The 16,502-nt window shown below is 67.3% G+C and carries 13 protein-coding genes; 11 read left to right on the top strand and 2 right to left on the bottom strand.

Features of this window, described 5'->3' with window-relative positions; genetic code table 11:
• Positions 1-137 precede the first annotated feature (137 nt).
• The 6 genes from dxr (at position 138) to QOC69_RS33850 (ending at position 7,153) form a co-directional block, all read left to right on the top strand.
• Entirely contained in the window at positions 138-1,295 is a 1,158-nt protein-coding gene (dxr, locus tag QOC69_RS33875) for a 1-deoxy-D-xylulose-5-phosphate reductoisomerase (RefSeq protein ID WP_526446879.1), read from the top strand.
• Complete coding sequence (locus QOC69_RS33870) at positions 1,292-2,521, top strand: M50 family metallopeptidase (RefSeq protein WP_526446853.1); 1,230 nt, start codon at positions 1,292-1,294, stop codon at positions 2,519-2,521. Before dxr ends, QOC69_RS33870 begins: the two co-directional genes overlap by 4 nt.
• Before the next feature lie 8 nt (positions 2,522-2,529).
• Positions 2,530-3,687: a flavodoxin-dependent (E)-4-hydroxy-3-methylbut-2-enyl-diphosphate synthase gene (gene ispG, locus QOC69_RS33865; RefSeq protein ID WP_526446852.1), complete on the top strand. Its 1,158-nt coding sequence runs from the start codon at positions 2,530-2,532 to the stop codon at positions 3,685-3,687.
• A 58-nt stretch (positions 3,688-3,745) separates the two neighbouring features.
• A complete protein-coding gene (locus QOC69_RS33860; protein ID WP_526446851.1) occupies positions 3,746-4,600 on the top strand; it encodes a GNAT family N-acetyltransferase in 855 nt (284 codons plus the stop codon).
• Positions 4,601-4,676: 76 nt separating this feature from the next.
• Entirely contained in the window at positions 4,677-6,509 is a 1,833-nt protein-coding gene (locus QOC69_RS33855) for a penicillin-binding transpeptidase domain-containing protein (RefSeq protein ID WP_526446850.1), read from the top strand.
• Between the two features lie 32 nt (positions 6,510-6,541).
• Positions 6,542-7,153 (top strand): DUF1707 domain-containing protein, encoded by a 612-nt coding sequence (locus QOC69_RS33850; protein ID WP_526446849.1) that lies wholly within the window; start codon positions 6,542-6,544, stop codon positions 7,151-7,153.
• Here the strand turns inward: QOC69_RS33850 and QOC69_RS33845 are convergent.
• Entirely contained in the window at positions 7,150-7,281 is a 132-nt protein-coding gene (locus tag QOC69_RS33845) for a hypothetical protein (RefSeq protein ID WP_526446848.1), read from the bottom strand. The two genes, QOC69_RS33850 and QOC69_RS33845, sit on opposite strands and share 4 nt — an antisense overlap.
• Positions 7,282-7,379: 98 nt before the next feature.
• Here QOC69_RS33845 and map point away from each other — a divergent pair, with 98 nt between their 5' ends.
• From map to QOC69_RS33820, 5 genes are all read left to right on the top strand, one after another.
• Positions 7,380-8,237 (top strand): type I methionyl aminopeptidase, encoded by an 858-nt coding sequence (gene map, locus QOC69_RS33840; protein WP_526446847.1) that lies wholly within the window; start codon positions 7,380-7,382, stop codon positions 8,235-8,237.
• 19 nt (positions 8,238-8,256) lie between these two features.
• Positions 8,257-9,765, top strand: a complete 1,509-nt coding sequence (locus QOC69_RS33835) for a cobyric acid synthase (RefSeq protein ID WP_526446846.1) — start codon at positions 8,257-8,259, stop codon at positions 9,763-9,765.
• Positions 9,762-10,430, top strand: a complete 669-nt coding sequence (locus QOC69_RS33830) for a hypothetical protein (RefSeq protein WP_526446845.1) — start codon at positions 9,762-9,764, stop codon at positions 10,428-10,430. Before QOC69_RS33835 ends, QOC69_RS33830 begins: the two co-directional genes overlap by 4 nt.
• A 62-nt stretch (positions 10,431-10,492) precedes the next feature.
• Positions 10,493-11,056: an alpha/beta fold hydrolase gene (locus QOC69_RS33825; RefSeq protein ID WP_526446844.1), complete on the top strand. Its 564-nt coding sequence runs from the start codon at positions 10,493-10,495 to the stop codon at positions 11,054-11,056.
• Between the two features lie 139 nt (positions 11,057-11,195).
• On the top strand, positions 11,196-14,537 hold the full coding sequence (locus QOC69_RS33820; protein WP_526446843.1) for a DEAD/DEAH box helicase: 3,342 nt from the start codon (positions 11,196-11,198) through the stop codon (positions 14,535-14,537).
• A 90-nt stretch (positions 14,538-14,627) separates the two neighbouring features.
• Here QOC69_RS33820 and QOC69_RS33815 read toward each other — a convergent pair whose 3' ends face one another.
• Positions 14,628-16,205 (bottom strand): amino acid permease, encoded by a 1,578-nt coding sequence (locus tag QOC69_RS33815; RefSeq protein ID WP_526446842.1) that lies wholly within the window; start codon positions 16,203-16,205, stop codon positions 14,628-14,630.
• Positions 16,206-16,502: the final 297 nt, after the last annotated feature.

Here is a 16,502-nt window from a genome sequence, read left to right as displayed (position 1 = left end):
CGGGATGGTGTGCGTCACGATTGCGTAAGGGTTACGTGGCGCCGTCCCCGGATGTGGCAGTGATTCGGGGCTTTTGCCTCGGTTGGCGTCACAATGGAACGGTGAACGCCGGCGGGCAGGAGCGAAGCGACCCGGGGATCAGCCGCGTCCGCGTGCTGATTCTGGGTAGCACCGGGTCGATCGGCACCCAGGCGCTCGACGTCATCGCCGCCAACCCGGATCGCTTCGAGGTGGTCGGACTCGCTGCGGGTGGTGGCAACGCCGACCTGCTGGATCGCCAACGCGCTCAGACCGGTGTCACCAACGTCGCGGTCGCCGACCCTGCCGCCGCAGCCCGGATCGGGGACGTGACATACGCGGGTCCCGACGCCGCGACTCGGCTAGTGGAGAACACCGAGGCGGACGTCGTGCTCAACGCCCTGGTCGGCGCGCTCGGTCTGCGCCCCACGCTGGCCGCACTGAGGTCCGGGGCCCGGCTGGCGCTGGCCAACAAGGAGTCGCTGGTCGCGGGTGGTCCGCTGGTGCTCAAGGCCGCCGCGCCGGGACAGATCGTTCCGGTGGACTCCGAGCACTCCGCGCTGGCCCAGTGCCTGCGTGGCGGTTCCGCCGACGAGGTCGCCCGGCTTGTGCTGACCGCATCGGGTGGACCGTTCCGGGGTTGGGCGGCGGCGGACCTGGAGCACGTCACCCCTGAGCAGGCCGGCGCGCATCCCACCTGGTCGATGGGTCCGATGAACACGCTGAACTCGGCGTCGCTGGTGAACAAGGGCCTGGAGCTGATCGAGACTCACCTGCTGTTCGGTGTCGGTTACGACCGCATCGACGTGGTGGTGCACCCGCAGTCGATCGTGCACTCGATGGTCACCTTCACCGACGGCTCCACCATCGCCCAGGCCAGCCCGCCGGACATGAAACTGCCCATCGCGCTGGCGCTGGGCTGGCCCGCCCGGGTGGCCGGCGCCGCGTCGGCGTGTGACTTCGCCACGGCCTCGACCTGGGAGTTCGAGCCCCTGGACGATGCGGTGTTCCCCGCCGTCGCGCTGGCCAGGCACGCCGGAAGCGGGGGTGGTTGCCTCACCGCGGTCTACAACGCCGCCAACGAAGAGGCGGCGGCGGCGTTCCTGGCAGGGCGCATCCGGTTTCCGTCGATCGTCCGAACGGTGAGCGACGTGTTGCACGCCGCAGATCAGTGGGCTGCCGAACCCGCTACCGTAGAAGACGTACTCGACGCGCAGGACTGGGCCCGGGCGAGGGCCCGACGCTCGGTCGCACAGGAGGTCGTACCCACCAGATGATGTTCGTGATCGGCATCGTGCTCTTCGCGCTGGCCATTCTGCTGTCCGTGGCCTTGCACGAGTGCGGGCACATGTGGGTGGCGCGTGCCACCGGGATGAAGGTGCGCCGCTACTTCGTCGGCTTCGGTCCCACGCTGTGGTCGACCATGCGTCCCAACAAGCTGGGCTACACCGAGTACGGGGTCAAGGCCGTCCCATTGGGCGGCTTCTGCGACATCGCAGGAATGACGTCGGTCGACGAACTCGCACCCGAGGACCGCCCATACGCCATGTACCGGCAGAAGGTGTGGAAGCGGGTCGCGGTGCTGTTCGCCGGGCCTGCGATGAACTTCATCATCGGCCTGGTGCTGATCTATGGCATCGCGGTCGTGTGGGGGCTGCCGAACCTGCATCCGCCGACCACCGCGATCGTCGGCGAAACCGCTTGTGTGGCAGCCGATGTCAGCAAGGGCGAGCCTGGGAAGTGCACGGGCCCCGGTCCTGCCGCGATCGCCGGGATCAAGCCGAGCGACACCGTGGTCAAGGTCGGCGGCACCGACGTGAAGACCTTCGACGAGTTGGTGGCCGCGGTGCGCAAGGCCGGCGGTCCGACACCGTTCGTCGTGCAGCGCAGCGAGAACGGTCAGGTCCACGAGTTCACCACCGTCGTCGACGTCGAGCGCACCGAGCGCTGGGTGACGAAGGACGCCACCAGCCCGATCACCATCGGCGCCATCGGCGTCGCGCCTGCCGAGTTCGGGCCCACCCCGTACAACCCGCTCTCGGCGGTGCCGGGGACGTTCGCCTTCACCGGCGATCTGGCCGTCGAACTCGGCAAGTCGCTGGCGAAGATCCCCAGCAAGGTCGGCGCGCTGGTGCACGCCATCGGCGGCGGCGAACGCGACCCGGAGACGCCCATCAGCGTGGTTGGCGCCAGCATCATCGGCGGTGACACCGTCGACCACGGCCTGTGGGTGGCGTTCTGGTTCTTCCTGGCTCAGCTGAACTTCGTGCTCGGCGCGATCAACCTGGTACCGCTGCTGCCGTTCGACGGCGGCCACATCGCCATCGCGGTGTACGAGAAGATTCGCAATATGATTCGTTCGGCCCGCCGCATCGACGCCGCGGGGCCGGTGAACTACCTCAAGCTGATGGTCCCCACCTACGTCGTGCTGGTCGTGGTGGCCGGCTACATGCTGCTGACCGTGACTGCGGACCTGGTCAACCCCATCAGACTCTTCCAGTAGGAGATGCCATGACCACGTCCATCGGGCTGGGGATGCCTGCACCGCCCGCGCCGACTCTGGCGCCGCGCCGCAAGACCCGGCAGTTGATGGTCCGCGACGTCGGCGTCGGCAGCGACCATCCGATCGCGGTGCAGTCGATGTGCACCACCAAGACCCACGACATCAACTCGACCCTGCAGCAGATCGCCGAACTGACCGCGGCGGGCTGCGACATCGTCCGGGTGGCGTGCCCACGCCAGGAGGACGCCGACGCGCTCCCGGCGATCGCCAAGAAGTCCCAAATCCCGGTGATCGCCGACATCCACTTCCAGCCGAAGTACATCTTCGCCGCGATCGACGCGGGCTGCGCCGCGGTGCGCGTCAACCCCGGCAACATCAAGGAGTTCGACGGCCGGGTCAAGGAAGTGGCGAAGGCTGCGGGTGCCGCAGGCATCCCCATCCGCATCGGCGTCAACGCCGGGTCGCTGGACCAGCGGATGATGCTGAAGTACGGCAAGGCCACCCCGGAGGCGCTCGTCGAGTCGGCGCTGTGGGAGGCCTCGCTGTTCGAGGAGCACGGCTTCGGCGACATCAAGATCAGCGTCAAGCACAACGATCCCGTCGTCATGGTCGAGGCCTACGAGCAGCTCGCCGCGCAGTGCGACTACCCGCTGCACCTCGGCGTCACCGAGGCAGGCCCGGCGTTCCAGGGCACCATCAAGTCCGCGGTCGCGTTCGGTGCCCTGTTGTCTCGGGGCATCGGCGACACGATCCGGGTATCGCTGTCGGCGCCGCCGGTCGAAGAGATCAAGGTCGGCAACCAGATCCTGGAGTCGCTGAATCTCCGCCCGCGCGGGCTGGAGATCGTGTCCTGTCCGTCGTGCGGGCGCGCGCAGGTCGATGTCTACACGCTGGCCAACGCGGTGTCCGCCGGGCTGGACGGTCTGGACTTCCCGCTCCGCGTCGCCGTGATGGGCTGTGTCGTCAACGGGCCGGGCGAGGCCCGTGAGGCCGACCTCGGCGTAGCTTCCGGAAACGGCAAGGGGCAGATCTTCGTTCGCGGCGAGGTCATCAAGACGGTGCCCGAGTCGCAGATCGTTGAGACCCTGATCGAAGAGGCGATGCGGATCGCTGATGAGCGCAGTTCGGATGGTGCGAGCGGTTCTCCCGTAGTAACCGTAAGCTGAGCTGGATCCCTGTGAGCGGGGTCACCTCCGCCCCGGGTTGTAGTTGGAAAGAGTGACCATGTCGGCCCCACCGCTGTTCCGCCTCGCCGACGAGCGGCGCGTGACGGTGGTGCGCGACGCGGCGATGGTGCGCAGGGTGCTCGACGACGATCCGGTCGGTACGTGCATGGTGGCGTCGAGGGTCGCCGATCACGGTGTCGAGCCGACCGCCATCGGGGGAGAGCTCTGGACGCGTCGTCGTCCCGGCGAGTCGCTCTGCTACGCCGGGCCGAACCTCATTCCGCTGCGCGGCGAGACTTCTGACCTCGATGCGTTCGCCGACAAGGCGATGAGTACCGCGCGCCGCTGCTCGTCGCTGGTCGGCCGCGCCGAGCTGGTGTTGCCGATGTGGCGCCGGCTGGAGAACGCCTGGGGCCCGGCCCGTGACGTGCGTGACCACCAGCCGTTGATGGCGCTCGACAACGCACCGCTATGCGCGATCGACCCCGCGGTGCGCGCGGTCCGGATCGACGAGCTCGATGCCTATCTGGTGGCGGCCATCGACATGTTCATCGGTGAGGTCGGCGTCGATCCCCGGCTCGGGGACGGCGGCCGCGGTTATCGGCGCAGGGTCGCCGGGCTGATCGCCGCGGGCAGGGCATGGGCGCGCTTCGAGCGGGGCGAGGTCGTGTTCAAGGCCGAGGTCGGCTCGCAATCGCCTGCGGTCGGCCAGATCCAGGGCGTCTGGGTGCGGCCCGACTCGCGCGGCCGCGGCCTTGGTGCCGCGGGCACCGCAGCACTCGCTGGCGCCGTGGTCCGCAGCGGCCGCACAGCGAGCCTGTACGTCAACAGCTTCAACACCGTCGCTCGAGCCACCTACGCCCGGATCGGGTTCCGCCAGGTCGGCACCTTCGCCACGGTTTTGCTCGACTGACCCTACGAACTCGTCACGGTTCGATCTCGGTGCGCCTCCCGGACATTGGGCAGTCACACTCATAACATCTGCCCCAATGGCAACGCGAACCTCATCTGCATCACGGGTCGCCGGTCTGTTGACGGTGACGGTCCTCATCGGCGCGGCGGGCGCGCTGACCTCGTGCACTCCGAAGCCCAACGGTCCCGAACCGATCGCCGCGGCGTTCTTCGCCGCGCTCGCTGCGGGCAACACCGGCGCCGCTGCCGACCTCAGCGACAAGCCCACGGAAGCCAGGGCCGCGCTGACCGAAGCCTGGTCAGGACTGCAGGCCACCGGCCTGGACGCGCAGATCCTGAGCTCGAAGTACGCCGAGGACACCGGCAGCGTGGCCTACCGCTACACCTGGCACCTTCCCAAGAACCGCACCTGGACCTACGACGGACAGCTCAACATGCTGCGCGACGAGGGCCGCTGGGAAGTCCGTTGGAGTGCAACGGGTTTGCACCCGAATCTGGGCGAGCATCAGACCTTCGCGCTACGCGCAGACGCACCGCCGCGAGCCTCGGTCAACGAGCGCGGTGGCACCGACGTCCTGGTTCCCGGCTACCTGTACCACTACGCGTTGGACGCCAAGGCCGCGAAGCTCGCCGGCGGCGGTCTGATGGCGACCGCGGTCGCCGTCGCCGACGCGTTGCGTCCCTTCGACCCGACCATCGATGCGCAGCGCCTCGCCGAGCAGGCCAGTTCCTCGGCGAAGCCGCTCGATCTGATCACGTTACGACAATCCGACCGCGATCAAGTGGCGGCCGCGATCGGCAACCGTCCCGGAGTGGTCATCACTCCGCAGGCCGAACTGCTGCCCACCGACGATCGCTTCGCGCCAGCGATCATCGACGAGGTGAAGAAGTCGGTGGTCGACGAACTCGACGGCGAGGCCGGCTGGCGCGTGGAAAGCGTCAACCAGAACGGCGCCGAGGTCGACGTGCTCAACGAGGTGCCGGGGGCGCCGTCGCCGTCGGTGACCATCAGTCTTGATCGCGCCGTGCAGGACTCGGCGCAGGACGCCGTCAACATGGTCGGCCGCAAGGCCATGATCGTGGCGATCAAGCCGTCCACCGGCGAGATCCTGGCCGTCGCGCAGAACGCGGCGGCCGACGCCGACGGACCCACCGCCACCACGGGGCTGTACCCGCCGGGGTCGACCTTCAAGATCATCACGGCCGGTGCGGCGATCGACCGCGACATGGCGACCCCCAACACTCTGCTGGCCTGCCCCGGCCACATGGACATCGGCCAGCGCACGATCCCCAACTACGGCGGGTTCGACCTTGGCACCGTGCCGATGTCGCGGGCGTTCGCGAGTTCGTGCAACACCACCTTCGCCGAGCTGGCCAGCAGGATGCCGCCGAAGGGCCTGACCACGGCCGCCGCGCAGTACGGCATCGGCACCGACTTCGTGGTCGACGGAATCACCACGGTGACGGGCTCGGTGCCGCCGACGGTGAACCTCACCGAACGCACCGAGGACGGCTTCGGACAGGGCAAGGTGCTGGTCAGCCCGTTCGGCATGGCACTGGCCGCCGCGACCGTCGCCGCAGGCAAAACCCCTGTGCCGCAACTGATCGAAGGCCGCCAGACCCAGGTGACGGGCGACACCACGCCCATCTCACCGAAGATGCTCGACGGCCTGCGCCCGATGATGCAACTGGTGGTGACCAACGGCACCGCGACCGATCTGAAGGGAGCGGGCGACGTGCGCGGCAAGACCGGCGAGGCGGAGTTCGAGGGCGGCTCGCACGCCTGGTTCGCCGGTTACCGCGGCGACATGGCCTTTGCGGCACTTATCGTCGGCGGTGGAAGCTCCGAGTACGCGGTCCGGATGTGCAAGGACATGTTGAACGGCTTGCCCCCCGACTACCTCGCCTGAGTAGCCTGTTCTCCAGAAGGGACGGGCCTGCAATGACCAGCATCAACTCGGGCGTCGACTCCGGTGCGAACGGAGAAGTCGCCGCGCTACGCATCTCGGACGCCGACCGCAACGGCACCCAGCGCCGCCTGCACAACGCCGTGGCGCTCGGGCTGATCGACATCGACGAGTTCGAGGAGCGATCGGGTGCGGTCTCGCAGGCCCGGTTGCACTCCGAGCTCGCCGCCCTCGTCGAGGATCTGCCCGGCCCCGGCGCGATCGTCACCTCCTCGACCGACCGCGTCGAGCTACGCGGTGTGCTCGGATCGCTGAAGCGCCAAGGGGAGTGGGTGGTACCCACCCGACTGGCGCTGGTTCGGCGGATGGGTTCGATCGACCTCGACCTGACGCGAGCACGCTTCGCTGGGCCGATCGTGGTGATCGAGCTCGACGTGAAGTTCGGGTCGGTGGACATTCGGCTGCCCGACGGCGCGAGCGCGTCGATCGACGACGTCGAAGTAGTCGTCGGCAGCGCCCGCGATCACCGCAAGGACGCACCCGCCGAAGGCACGCCACACGTGGTCCTCACCGGGCGCAGCGTGTGTGGCTCGGTCGATATCCGCGGGCCGCGCCGCGCGGTGATCAAGCGCTTCCGGCGGCGCTAACATGGCTCGAGGACGGCGAACGTCAGTGTGGCGCCGAGTCCGCCCTGCAGAGCGCCGCGGGTGCTGGTCAGATCGGGCCGGTTCATCTCGATGACGAGGCGTTCGGTGGAGTCCTCGACGTCCCGCATGCCCAGCCGGCTCAGCAGGTGTGCCCTCGATCTCCACGCGGTGCGGTAGCACCATCCTCTCTGTGGGAGATTCCCATTCTCTTGGTTACGCTGGCATCATGCCTGTTCGCACCGCGCTCCGTTCTGGAGATCTGTCGCCGACGCTGCCGGTACCCACGTCGATTGCCCGGCCGGAGTACGCGTGGAAGCCGACCGCGAAGGAAGGCACCGAGCCCTGGGTGCAGACGCCCGAGGTGATCGAGAAGATGCGTGTCGCCGGACGCATCGCGGCGGGCGCGCTCGCCGAAGCCGGCAAGGCCGTCGCGCCGGGTGTGACCACCGATGAACTCGACCGGATCGCCCACGGCTACATGGTCGACCACGGCGCCTACCCGTCCACGCTGGGTTACAAGGGCTACCCGAAGTCGTGCTGCACGTCGCTGAACGAGGTCATCTGCCACGGCATCCCCGACTCGACGGTGGTGCAGGACGGCGACATCGTCAACATCGACGTCACCGCCTACCTCGACGGCGTGCACGGCGACACCAACGCGACCTTCCTGGCCGGTGACGTCGCCGAGGAACACCGCCTGCTCGTCGAGCGCACCCACGAAGCGACGATGCGCGCGATCAAGGCCGTCAAACCGGGACGCTCGTTGTCGGTCGTCGGACGGGTGATCGAGGCCTACGCGAACCGGTTCGGCTACAACGTGGTTCGCGACTTCACCGGCCACGGCATCGGCACCACCTTCCACAACGGGCTGGTGGTGCTGCACTACGACGAGCCCGCCGTCAGCGCCGTCCTCGAGCCGGGCATGACGTTCACCATCGAGCCGATGATCAACCTGGGCGCGCTGGACTACGAGATCTGGGACGACGGCTGGACCGTCGCCACCAGGGACAAGAAGTGGACGGCGCAGTTTGAACACACGATGGTGGTCACAGAGGACGGCGTCGACATCCTGACCCAGCTGTGAGACTGCTCGCCAGAGAAAAGTGAGCGGAGCGCTGCTGGTCGCGGGCACCACGTCGGACGCAGGGAAGTCGATGGTGGTCGCCGGGTTGTGTCGGCTGCTGTCCCGCAAGGGTATTCGCGTCGCGCCGTTCAAGGCGCAGAACATGTCCAACAACTCGGCCGTCACCGCCGACGGCGGCGAGATCGGCCGCGCACAGGCCATGCAGGCGCGCGCCGCGGGCCTGGCGCCCAGCATCCGGTTCAACCCGATCCTGCTCAAGCCGAGCGGCGACCGCACCTCGCAACTGGTGGTCCGCGGTAGGGTCACCGGATCGGTTGGCGCGGCCGACTACTTCCACCACCGCACGGAGCTGGCCACGGTGGTGGCCGACGAACTCGCTTCGCTACGAGGTGAATTCGACGCCGTGATCTGTGAGGGCGCGGGCTCGCCGGCCGAGATCAACCTGCGGGCGACCGATCTGGCCAACATGGGGCTGGCGCGCGCAGCCGACATGCCCGTCGTGCTGGTCGGCGACATCGACCGCGGCGGGCTGCTCGCGCACCTGTTCGGCACGGTCGCCGTCCTCGAACCCGACGACCAGCGCCTCATCGCCGGATACGTCGTCAACAAGTTCCGCGGCGATCCCGCCCTGTTGGCACCCGGGCTGGACCAGTTGCAGCGTCTGACCGGCAGGCCGACCTACGGCGTCATCCCGTACAGCGACGGATTGTGGCTGGACGCCGAGGACTCGCTGTCCGTTCGCGCCCATCACGCGGTGGGACAGGTGCAACCACCGCGGGGCCCGGAGTGGCTCAGGGTGGCCGCCGTCCGGTTGCCGCGCATCTCGAACTCCACCGACGTCGAGGCACTGGCCTGCGAGCCGGGGGTGCTGGTGCGGTGGGTCACCGACCCCGCCGACCTGGCCGATTCCGACGTCGTCGTGCTCCCCGGCAGCAAGGCCACGGTGTCCGACCTCGGCTGGCTGCGTGCCACTGGGCTGGCCGACGGGGTCGTCGCCCACGCGGTGTCGGGCCGGCCGGTGCTGGGCGTGTGCGGGGGCTTCCAGATGTTGTGCCGCACCATCGACGACCCGGTGGAATCCGGCACCGGTCGCACCGAGGGTCTGGGGCTACTCGACGCCGACGTCGTCTTCGCACCCGAGAAGACCCTCGAACTCTGGGACGGGCGCGGGCGTATTCCGCTGCACGGCTACGAGATCCACCACGGCCAGCTGGCCCGCAGCGCAGAGGCGGACTGGCTTGGGGTCGGAATCCGCCGCGGCGCGGTGTTCGGCACCCACTGGCACGGTCTGCTCGACAACGACGACGTGCGCCGCCGGTGGCTGACCGAGGCCGCGGAGGCGGCGGGGCGGCGCGGCTTCATGGTCGCCGACGACGTCGACGTCGCCGCACGTCGCGATGGACAACTCGACCTGATGGCCGACCTGTTGGCCGCCCACCTCGACGTGGACGCCGTCATGGAGCTGCTCGAGCGGGGTGCGCCGCGACGCCCGACCGTCACCTCGGGGCTGAGTAACCTCGAGGAATGATCGGACGGCGCACCGCAGCCGCAGTGTTGGTGGTCCTGACCGCCGCGCTGTCCGGCTGCGCGCACGCCATCGACGGCACCGCGACCTGGCCGGGCGCCCGGCTGGAGGCGGCGGTCCTGACCGCCGCCGACTTCCCGGCAGGCGTGCAGTACGACCGCGTCCCCGAGAATCCCGACCAGGTCGACGGTGAGGGCGGACCACCGGCGATGCTGTCCAGTCCCGAGGGCTGCACGGACGGGCTCACCCGGGTGATCGCCGCCTCGGCCGAGCGCGGCGCGGGCAGCGCGGCGAAGTACGTGGTGGCCTACGACGGCGCCCGGATGGTGATGACGGTGGTGTCGTGGCCCCTCGACCTCGACGGGCTGGCCGCCGTGGCGCAGCGGTGTGCCAGCTTCCAGACCTTCTTCGACCGGTCCTCGCAAGGCATTCCGATGACCACCACCCGGCTCGAGACGTCGCGTCCCAGTGCGCTCGCCTACCAGCAGACCATGCAGCTTGGCACGCAGCAGAACAGTGTCTACTTTTCGTTCGAGAACGTCGGTCCGTCAGCCGTGTTCGGGATCGCGCTCCCGACGCCGAATCCGACAATCGCCGTCAAAGCGACGCTGCCGCAGACGTTTATGGAGCTAGTGGCCAAACAGGCGCAGCGCTTCGAATTGCGCTGACGGCGAAGTCGGAGACCGGTGAAATCGGCCATGAACACGAGCAACCCCTGTAGCGTGACCAAATGCCTTCGACCGTGGTGACCGTCGACGGGTTCCCGGCCACCGTCGACGTGTCGGGTCCCGACAAGGGGTCGGCCGTCGTGCTGCTTGGCGCGGCACATCAGGGGCCGTCGGCCTACGACGCGGTCTGTCAGCGGCTGCACACCGCATCGCTGCGGACCGTCGTGATCGGGCCTGACCCGCGGCTGAGTCCCAAGGCGGTGGTCGGCATCCTCGACGCCCTCAAGGTGCGCTGGGCGCTGCTGGTCGGCGATCGCGTCGGCGGCGAATTGGCATGGGAGCTCGCGGCCACCCGCCTTGACCGCTTCATCGGGCTGGTGGTGATCGACCGCGGGCACCCGTGCGTCGCCGACCAGGCAGGGGTGATCCGCGACGAACACTGCCCGCCGGTCGAGGTGAACACCACCGCATTGGTCAGCACGCCGTCGGCACGCAACGTCGCCAAGGCCAGCCAGCGCTACGTCTACGGCGACTTCCGGCTGGTCGAACTGCTCGGCAGGCGCAACGCGCACGAGTCGACGGCGCAGCTGGCCGCCGAGATCGTGCTGCGCACCAGCACGTGGTGACTTCGTCGCGTATCCGTTTCTGTTGCGGAAGTGACCGCAGTGTCGCCTGTGCCGCGTGCGATTCGAGCTGCTGGCCTGTGTGCAGACACGCCAAGCCGACGTCACGGACGCTGTCGGGGCACGTCTCTATCCTTCGCCCATGTCGTCACCCCACGGGTTCGTCCCTGACGCCGGTGAGCTGCTCGCCGACTTCGACGCCGCGACCATCCAGCGTGGTGCGCGGTATGCCAATCTGGGCCGTGTCCGCGATACCGCGTGGAGCGCCAACGGACTCGAGCTCACCGGTCGCTGTGCCGGTTCCGGCAACAACGTGTACTCGGTCACCGTCAACTTCGAGTCCTTCGACGACGATCTCGAGCTCGCATGGGTCGCCTGTTCGTGCCCGGTGGGCGCCTACTGCAAACACGCCGTCGCACTGCTGCTGACTGCCGCGGAGGGTGAGTCGCGGCCTCCCGACACCGACCGGTGGCGCACCATTCTCGCCAAGGTGTTGGACGAGCTGGCGCCTCCGAGCGGCGAGCACACCTCGCCGATCGGGTTGGAGTTCTCCATCGCAGCACCTACTCGGTACCGTCCCGGCGCGACGATCGCGCTGCGCCCCGTCACCGTCGGCAAGCGCGGAACCTGGATCAAGACCGGCCTGACCTGGCAACGCCTGGCGTACCACGCCGAGGCCGGCGAATTCGATCGGCGCCAGTATGCCGCGGTCCGTGCGCTCCTGAACGAGGCGAACAGGTCTGGTGTGCTGCCCATCGGCGACGCCATGACAATCAGCCACGTGCCACCCGCCTTCTGGTCGCGGCTTGACGACGCCGTCGACGTCGGGGTCACCATGGTCGCCGCCAAAGGTCTGCAAGCCGTCGACTTCATCAAGAGTGCGCAGTTGCGGCTCGACTTCGTCTCCGATGGCGCCGGCGGCGCCACAATGTCGGTCGTTCTTGTCGTGGACGGCGAGCGATGGGATCCCGACGGTGTGGGCCTGATCGGTTCACCTGCTCCGCACGGGATGTACAGGGTCGTCGACGGGGTGGCGCGGCTAGGCCGGTTCGATCCGGTGCCCGGACGTACCACGCTGGACCTGATCGGCCGCAACGAACGGGTGCACATTCCCGCCGAGACGATTGCGGAGTTCTCGCTCGACGTGCTCCCGCGGTTGGCCGACGTCGCGCCGGTGGAGATCGAGGAGGGGCTATTCACCCCGCCCACCATCAGTGGGCCGCTGCCGGTACTGACGGTGAAGCTGAGTCACGATGGTGCCCGTGCGTTCTGGAGCACGCGCTACGAGGTGAATGACAAACACCATGATTTCGATCCCGATTCGCATCCGCAGCGGACGGGTTACCGTGACGCCGACGCCGAGGACCTCGCCTGGGAGCGGGTCACCCCCGCGCTGCGGGCCGTCGCGGCCGCGGCGCACAACTGGAAACAGCAAGCGACACAACATATCCAGCGAATGTTGCGCGGCATTGCCTATGCCGGGGTGGTTGACGAGTTGTTGGCGATCGACTATGCCAAATCCGCGACAGACGCCACCACGGTGGCATCGACGGCGATTCTGCGCTCGACCATCGAACTCACGTTGGTCGAGGCCGCGGTGCTCTGCAGCGAGATCCTCCCGCAACTGGACTGCCGCGACGCCTTCACGGTCGAGCTAGACCAGGGCGCACGTGATTTCCGTGCCGCGGACGACGCTCCGCAGCTGGAGTTCAGCAGCGGCGACGGGGAGCCGGTGCGCAACGACTGGTTCGACCTCAGCATCTCGGTGCAGGTCGACGGGCAACAGGTGCCCATCGCCGCGGTCATCGCGGAATTGGCATCGGGGGCAACGCATATGCTGCTGCCCAACGGGGTCTACTTCCCCCTAGAAACCCCGGAGCTGCTCCGCCTGCGGGAACTCATCGACGAAGCTCGCGCGCTGGGCGAGATCGAGGGCGACAAGGTCAACGCGGGCTCGTACAACGTCACCCTGTGGGAGGAGCTGTTGGCCCTGGGCGTCGTCGACAAGCAGTTGGCCAGCTGGCGGGAGAGTCTCGCTCGGCTGGCCACGGCACGGCCGCCGCTTCCGGTCGAGGTGCCCGAGGGCCTCGATGCCACGCTGCGGGACTACCAGCGCGACGGCCTGAACTGGCTGTCGTTCTTGTGGGACAACGAACTTGGTGGGGTGCTGGCCGACGACATGGGGCTAGGTAAGACGGTGCAGACCCTCGCGCTCATCGCCCGCGCCGCCGAGCGGGGCCCCCGACGGTTCCTGGTGGTCGCGCCCACCAGCGTGGTCACCAACTGGGTCGACGAGTGCCGCAAGTTCACCCCTGGGCTGACTGCGGTGGCCGTCACCAGCACCGAAGCCCGATCGGGCACCTCACTGGCGGACCAAGCTGCGAACGCCGACATCGTCGTCACCTCGTATGCTCTGCTGCGCATCGATTTCGAAGCGTACGCCGGGATCGATTGGGCGGGAGTCATTCTCGACGAGGCCCAGTTCGTCAAGAACCACACCAGCAAAACCCATCAATGCGTGCGGCGACTCGACGCCCGATTCAAACTGGCCATCACCGGCACGCCCATGGAGAACAACCTGATGGAGTTGTGGTCCTTGCTGTCGATCACTGCACCGGGCCTTTTCCCGTCGCCCAAGGCGTTCACCGACTACTTCCGCAAGCCGATCGAGTCGGGAAGCAACAAAGAACGGTTGCCCGTTCTGCGCCGCCGGATCAAGCCGGTGATGCTGCGCCGAACCAAGGGCCAGGTCGCGACGGAACTGCCGCCGAAGCAAGAACAGGTGCTCACGCTCGACCTCAGTGCCAAACACCGAAAGATCTACGACACCCGGCTGGCCCGCGAGCGCCAGAAGGTGCTCGGGCTACTGGGCGAATGGGAGAAGAACCGGTTTCAGGTGTTCCGGTCGTTGACCCTGCTGCGGCAGCTCAGCCTCCATGCCGGATTGGTCGACGAGTCGAAGCTCGACGTTGGCGCTGCGAAGGTCGACTTCCTGGTCGAACAGTTGCCCGAGTTGGTGTCTGAAGGCCACAGCGCGTTGGTCTTCAGCCAGTTCACCGGTTTCCTCGACATCCTGCGAGCGAGCCTGGACGAAGCCGGAGTCAGTTACAGCTACCTGGACGGATCATCGAGTTCGCGCCAGCGTGCGGCCGCCATCCGCAGCTTCAGGGCAGCCACCAACCAGGTGTTCTTGATCAGCCTCAAGGCCGGCGGCTTCGGACTCAACCTCACAGAGGCCGACTACTGCTTCGTTTGTGATCCGTGGTGGAATCCAGCAGCCGAGGCTCAGGCCATCGACCGGACCCATCGCATCGGTCAGACGCGGCCGGTGACGGTCTATCGGCTCGTTTCGCAGGGCACCATCGAGGAGAAGGTGGTCGCGCTGCAGGAGCGTAAGCGCGAACTGTTTACCGCCGTCGTCGACGATGGCGAGGTCTTCGGGTCGGCCATCACCGCGTCGGATGTGCGAGAACTCTTTGGGTAGCCCATCTTTGGCCCTACCGCGCCCGTCGGCCTTTCGGCGCAGCTGGCCGCCGAGATCGTGCTGCGCACCAATACCTGGTGACAGGTCGTCTCAGGAGACGCCTTCCAATGCCTCGCCGCTGGCGTCCACCTGCTTGATCGGCCCGGTGAACCAGTTCTTCACCGAGGCGTGCCAGTAGATGTAGAGCAGGATCAGCACGCCGCCCACCAGCAGCGGGGTGTAGTTGACGAACTTCCATTCGAAGGCGTCACCCCACGGCACGCCGCCCGAGGACGTCGGGAACATGGCGATGATCGAGGTGACGACGATTTCGATCAGGGCAACGGGTGCCATCCACTTGTGGTGTCCACGCAAGTTCCACTTGCCGACGGGGAACTCGTCGCCGGCCTTCCAACGGTAGTAGATCGGCACCGCGAAGCAGAGGTAGAGCCCCACCACGCCGATGGACACCACGGCGAAGAACGCGATCGGGACCGGTGCGCCGTTGATGTCGACCTCGACCAGCGCGGGCAGCGTGAGAATGGCGGCGAGCGAAGCGGTGACGATGACGCCGTTGGCGGGGATCTTGTGCTTGCTGACCTTGGCCCACAGCTGGTGTCCGGGAACCGCACGGTCGCGGCTGAACGCGAACAGCATGCGCGAGGCGCTGGTCTGGCAGGCGGTGGTGCAGAAGAGCTGGCCAGCCGTCGAGATCAGGAGCACGATGCCGACCCACTTGGAGTCCATCGCCTGCGCGAAGATGACCGCGACCGCGCCGCCGCCTGCCGACACCGCATCGGAGTCTTTGACGGCGAACAGGAACGTCAGCAGCAGGATCCAGCCACCAATGGCCGAGTAGAAGATCGAGCGCCAAATGCCCTTGGCCGCGCCGTCGGCGGCGCCTTGGGTCTCCTCCGAGAGGTGCGCCGAAGCGTCGTAACCCGTGATCGTGTACTGCGTCAGGATCGCCGAAATCGGCAGCACCAGGAGGAGGAAACCGAAACCCGATGTCGTTCCGCCGAACATGCCGCTGTTGTTGATGGTCTTGGCGAACACGTCACCGAAGCTGGCGTGCTGCTCCGGAACGAAGATCAGGATGCCGATGACGATCGCGGCGCCTGCCACGTGCCACCACACCGAGATGTTGTTGATCACGGCGAGCAGATGCGACGAGAAGATGTTGACTGTCGCCGACAACGCCAGAATCACCAGGAAGATGAGGAACGTCCTGGTCAGGCTGTAGCCGGCCAGCCAGGTTTCACTGAACGTGCCCAGCGTGAGGTCCAGGAACGTCGCGGCGCCGTAGGCGACCGAGGCCAGGATGGCGATCAGGCCGATGAGGTTCAGCCAGCCGGTGTAGAAGCCGGCCTTGGCACCCCCGAGTTTGCTTGCCCACCAGTAGATGCCGCCCGAGGTGGGGTACGCGGACACCAACTCGGACATGCACAGCCCGATGATCAGGATGAAGACCGAGACGATCGGCCACCCCCATGCGATCGCTGCGGGGCCGCCGTTGTTCCAGCCGAGGCCGAACGACGTGAAGCAGCCCGCCAGGATCGAGATGATCGAGAACGAGATCGCGAAGTTGCTGAACCCGGACCAGGAGCGGTTCAGTTCCTGGGTGTATCCGAGGCTGGCCAGGTGTTTCTCGTCATCCGTCAGTTCCGGCAGATCGTGACCCTCAGGCACGGTTTTCTCCTTCGTCAGGCCTATGCCCGCCCCTTATTCGGCGGTTCACTGCCTAGGCACATTAGAGTGCTATTGGTCTGGTGTCCTACCTTTGGGAATGACGAATTCGTAAACCTTCCCAGGGGATCGCCCGGTGGGCGGTTGTCAATGGTCGTGTTCTTCGTTTCGACTGGCATGCTGCCACCCTGATCCTTGACGGTGGAACTGACGGTGATTATTCTCCAAGTTGTCTGACAACTTTCGTCAAGAAGCCTAGGAGGGCGTGATGGCGGAGAACACGCGGGCAGTCGGATCGGT

This window comes from Mycobacterium sp. (assembly GCF_032162105.1).
Lineage (GTDB): Bacteria > Actinomycetota > Actinomycetes > Mycobacteriales > Mycobacteriaceae > Mycobacterium.
The sequence above is the reverse complement of the archived record's forward strand: the minus strand, read 5'-3'. Positions and strand labels throughout refer to the sequence as shown.

What these genes read in the sequence shown, in the direction of transcription:
- QOC69_RS33870 (WP_526446853.1), top strand. Translation starts at nt 1,292, where the DNA reads ATGATGTTCGTGATCGGCATCGTGCTCTTCGCGCTGGCCATTCTGCTG.
- ispG (WP_526446852.1), top strand. Translation starts at nt 2,530, where the DNA reads ATGACCACGTCCATCGGGCTGGGGATGCCTGCACCGCCCGCGCCGACT.
- QOC69_RS33860 (WP_526446851.1), top strand. Translation starts at nt 3,746, where the DNA reads ATGTCGGCCCCACCGCTGTTCCGCCTCGCCGACGAGCGGCGCGTGACG.
- QOC69_RS33855 (WP_526446850.1), top strand. Translation starts at nt 4,677, where the DNA reads ATGGCAACGCGAACCTCATCTGCATCACGGGTCGCCGGTCTGTTGACG.
- QOC69_RS33850 (WP_526446849.1), top strand. Translation starts at nt 6,542, where the DNA reads ATGACCAGCATCAACTCGGGCGTCGACTCCGGTGCGAACGGAGAAGTC.
- QOC69_RS33845 (WP_526446848.1), bottom strand. Translation starts at nt 7,281, where the DNA reads ATGCGGGACGTCGAGGACTCCACCGAACGCCTCGTCATCGAGATGAAC.
- map (WP_526446847.1), top strand. Translation starts at nt 7,380, where the DNA reads ATGCCTGTTCGCACCGCGCTCCGTTCTGGAGATCTGTCGCCGACGCTG.
- QOC69_RS33830 (WP_526446845.1), top strand. Translation starts at nt 9,762, where the DNA reads ATGATCGGACGGCGCACCGCAGCCGCAGTGTTGGTGGTCCTGACCGCC.
- QOC69_RS33825 (WP_526446844.1), top strand. Translation starts at nt 10,493, where the DNA reads ATGCCTTCGACCGTGGTGACCGTCGACGGGTTCCCGGCCACCGTCGAC.
- QOC69_RS33820 (WP_526446843.1), top strand. Translation starts at nt 11,196, where the DNA reads ATGTCGTCACCCCACGGGTTCGTCCCTGACGCCGGTGAGCTGCTCGCC.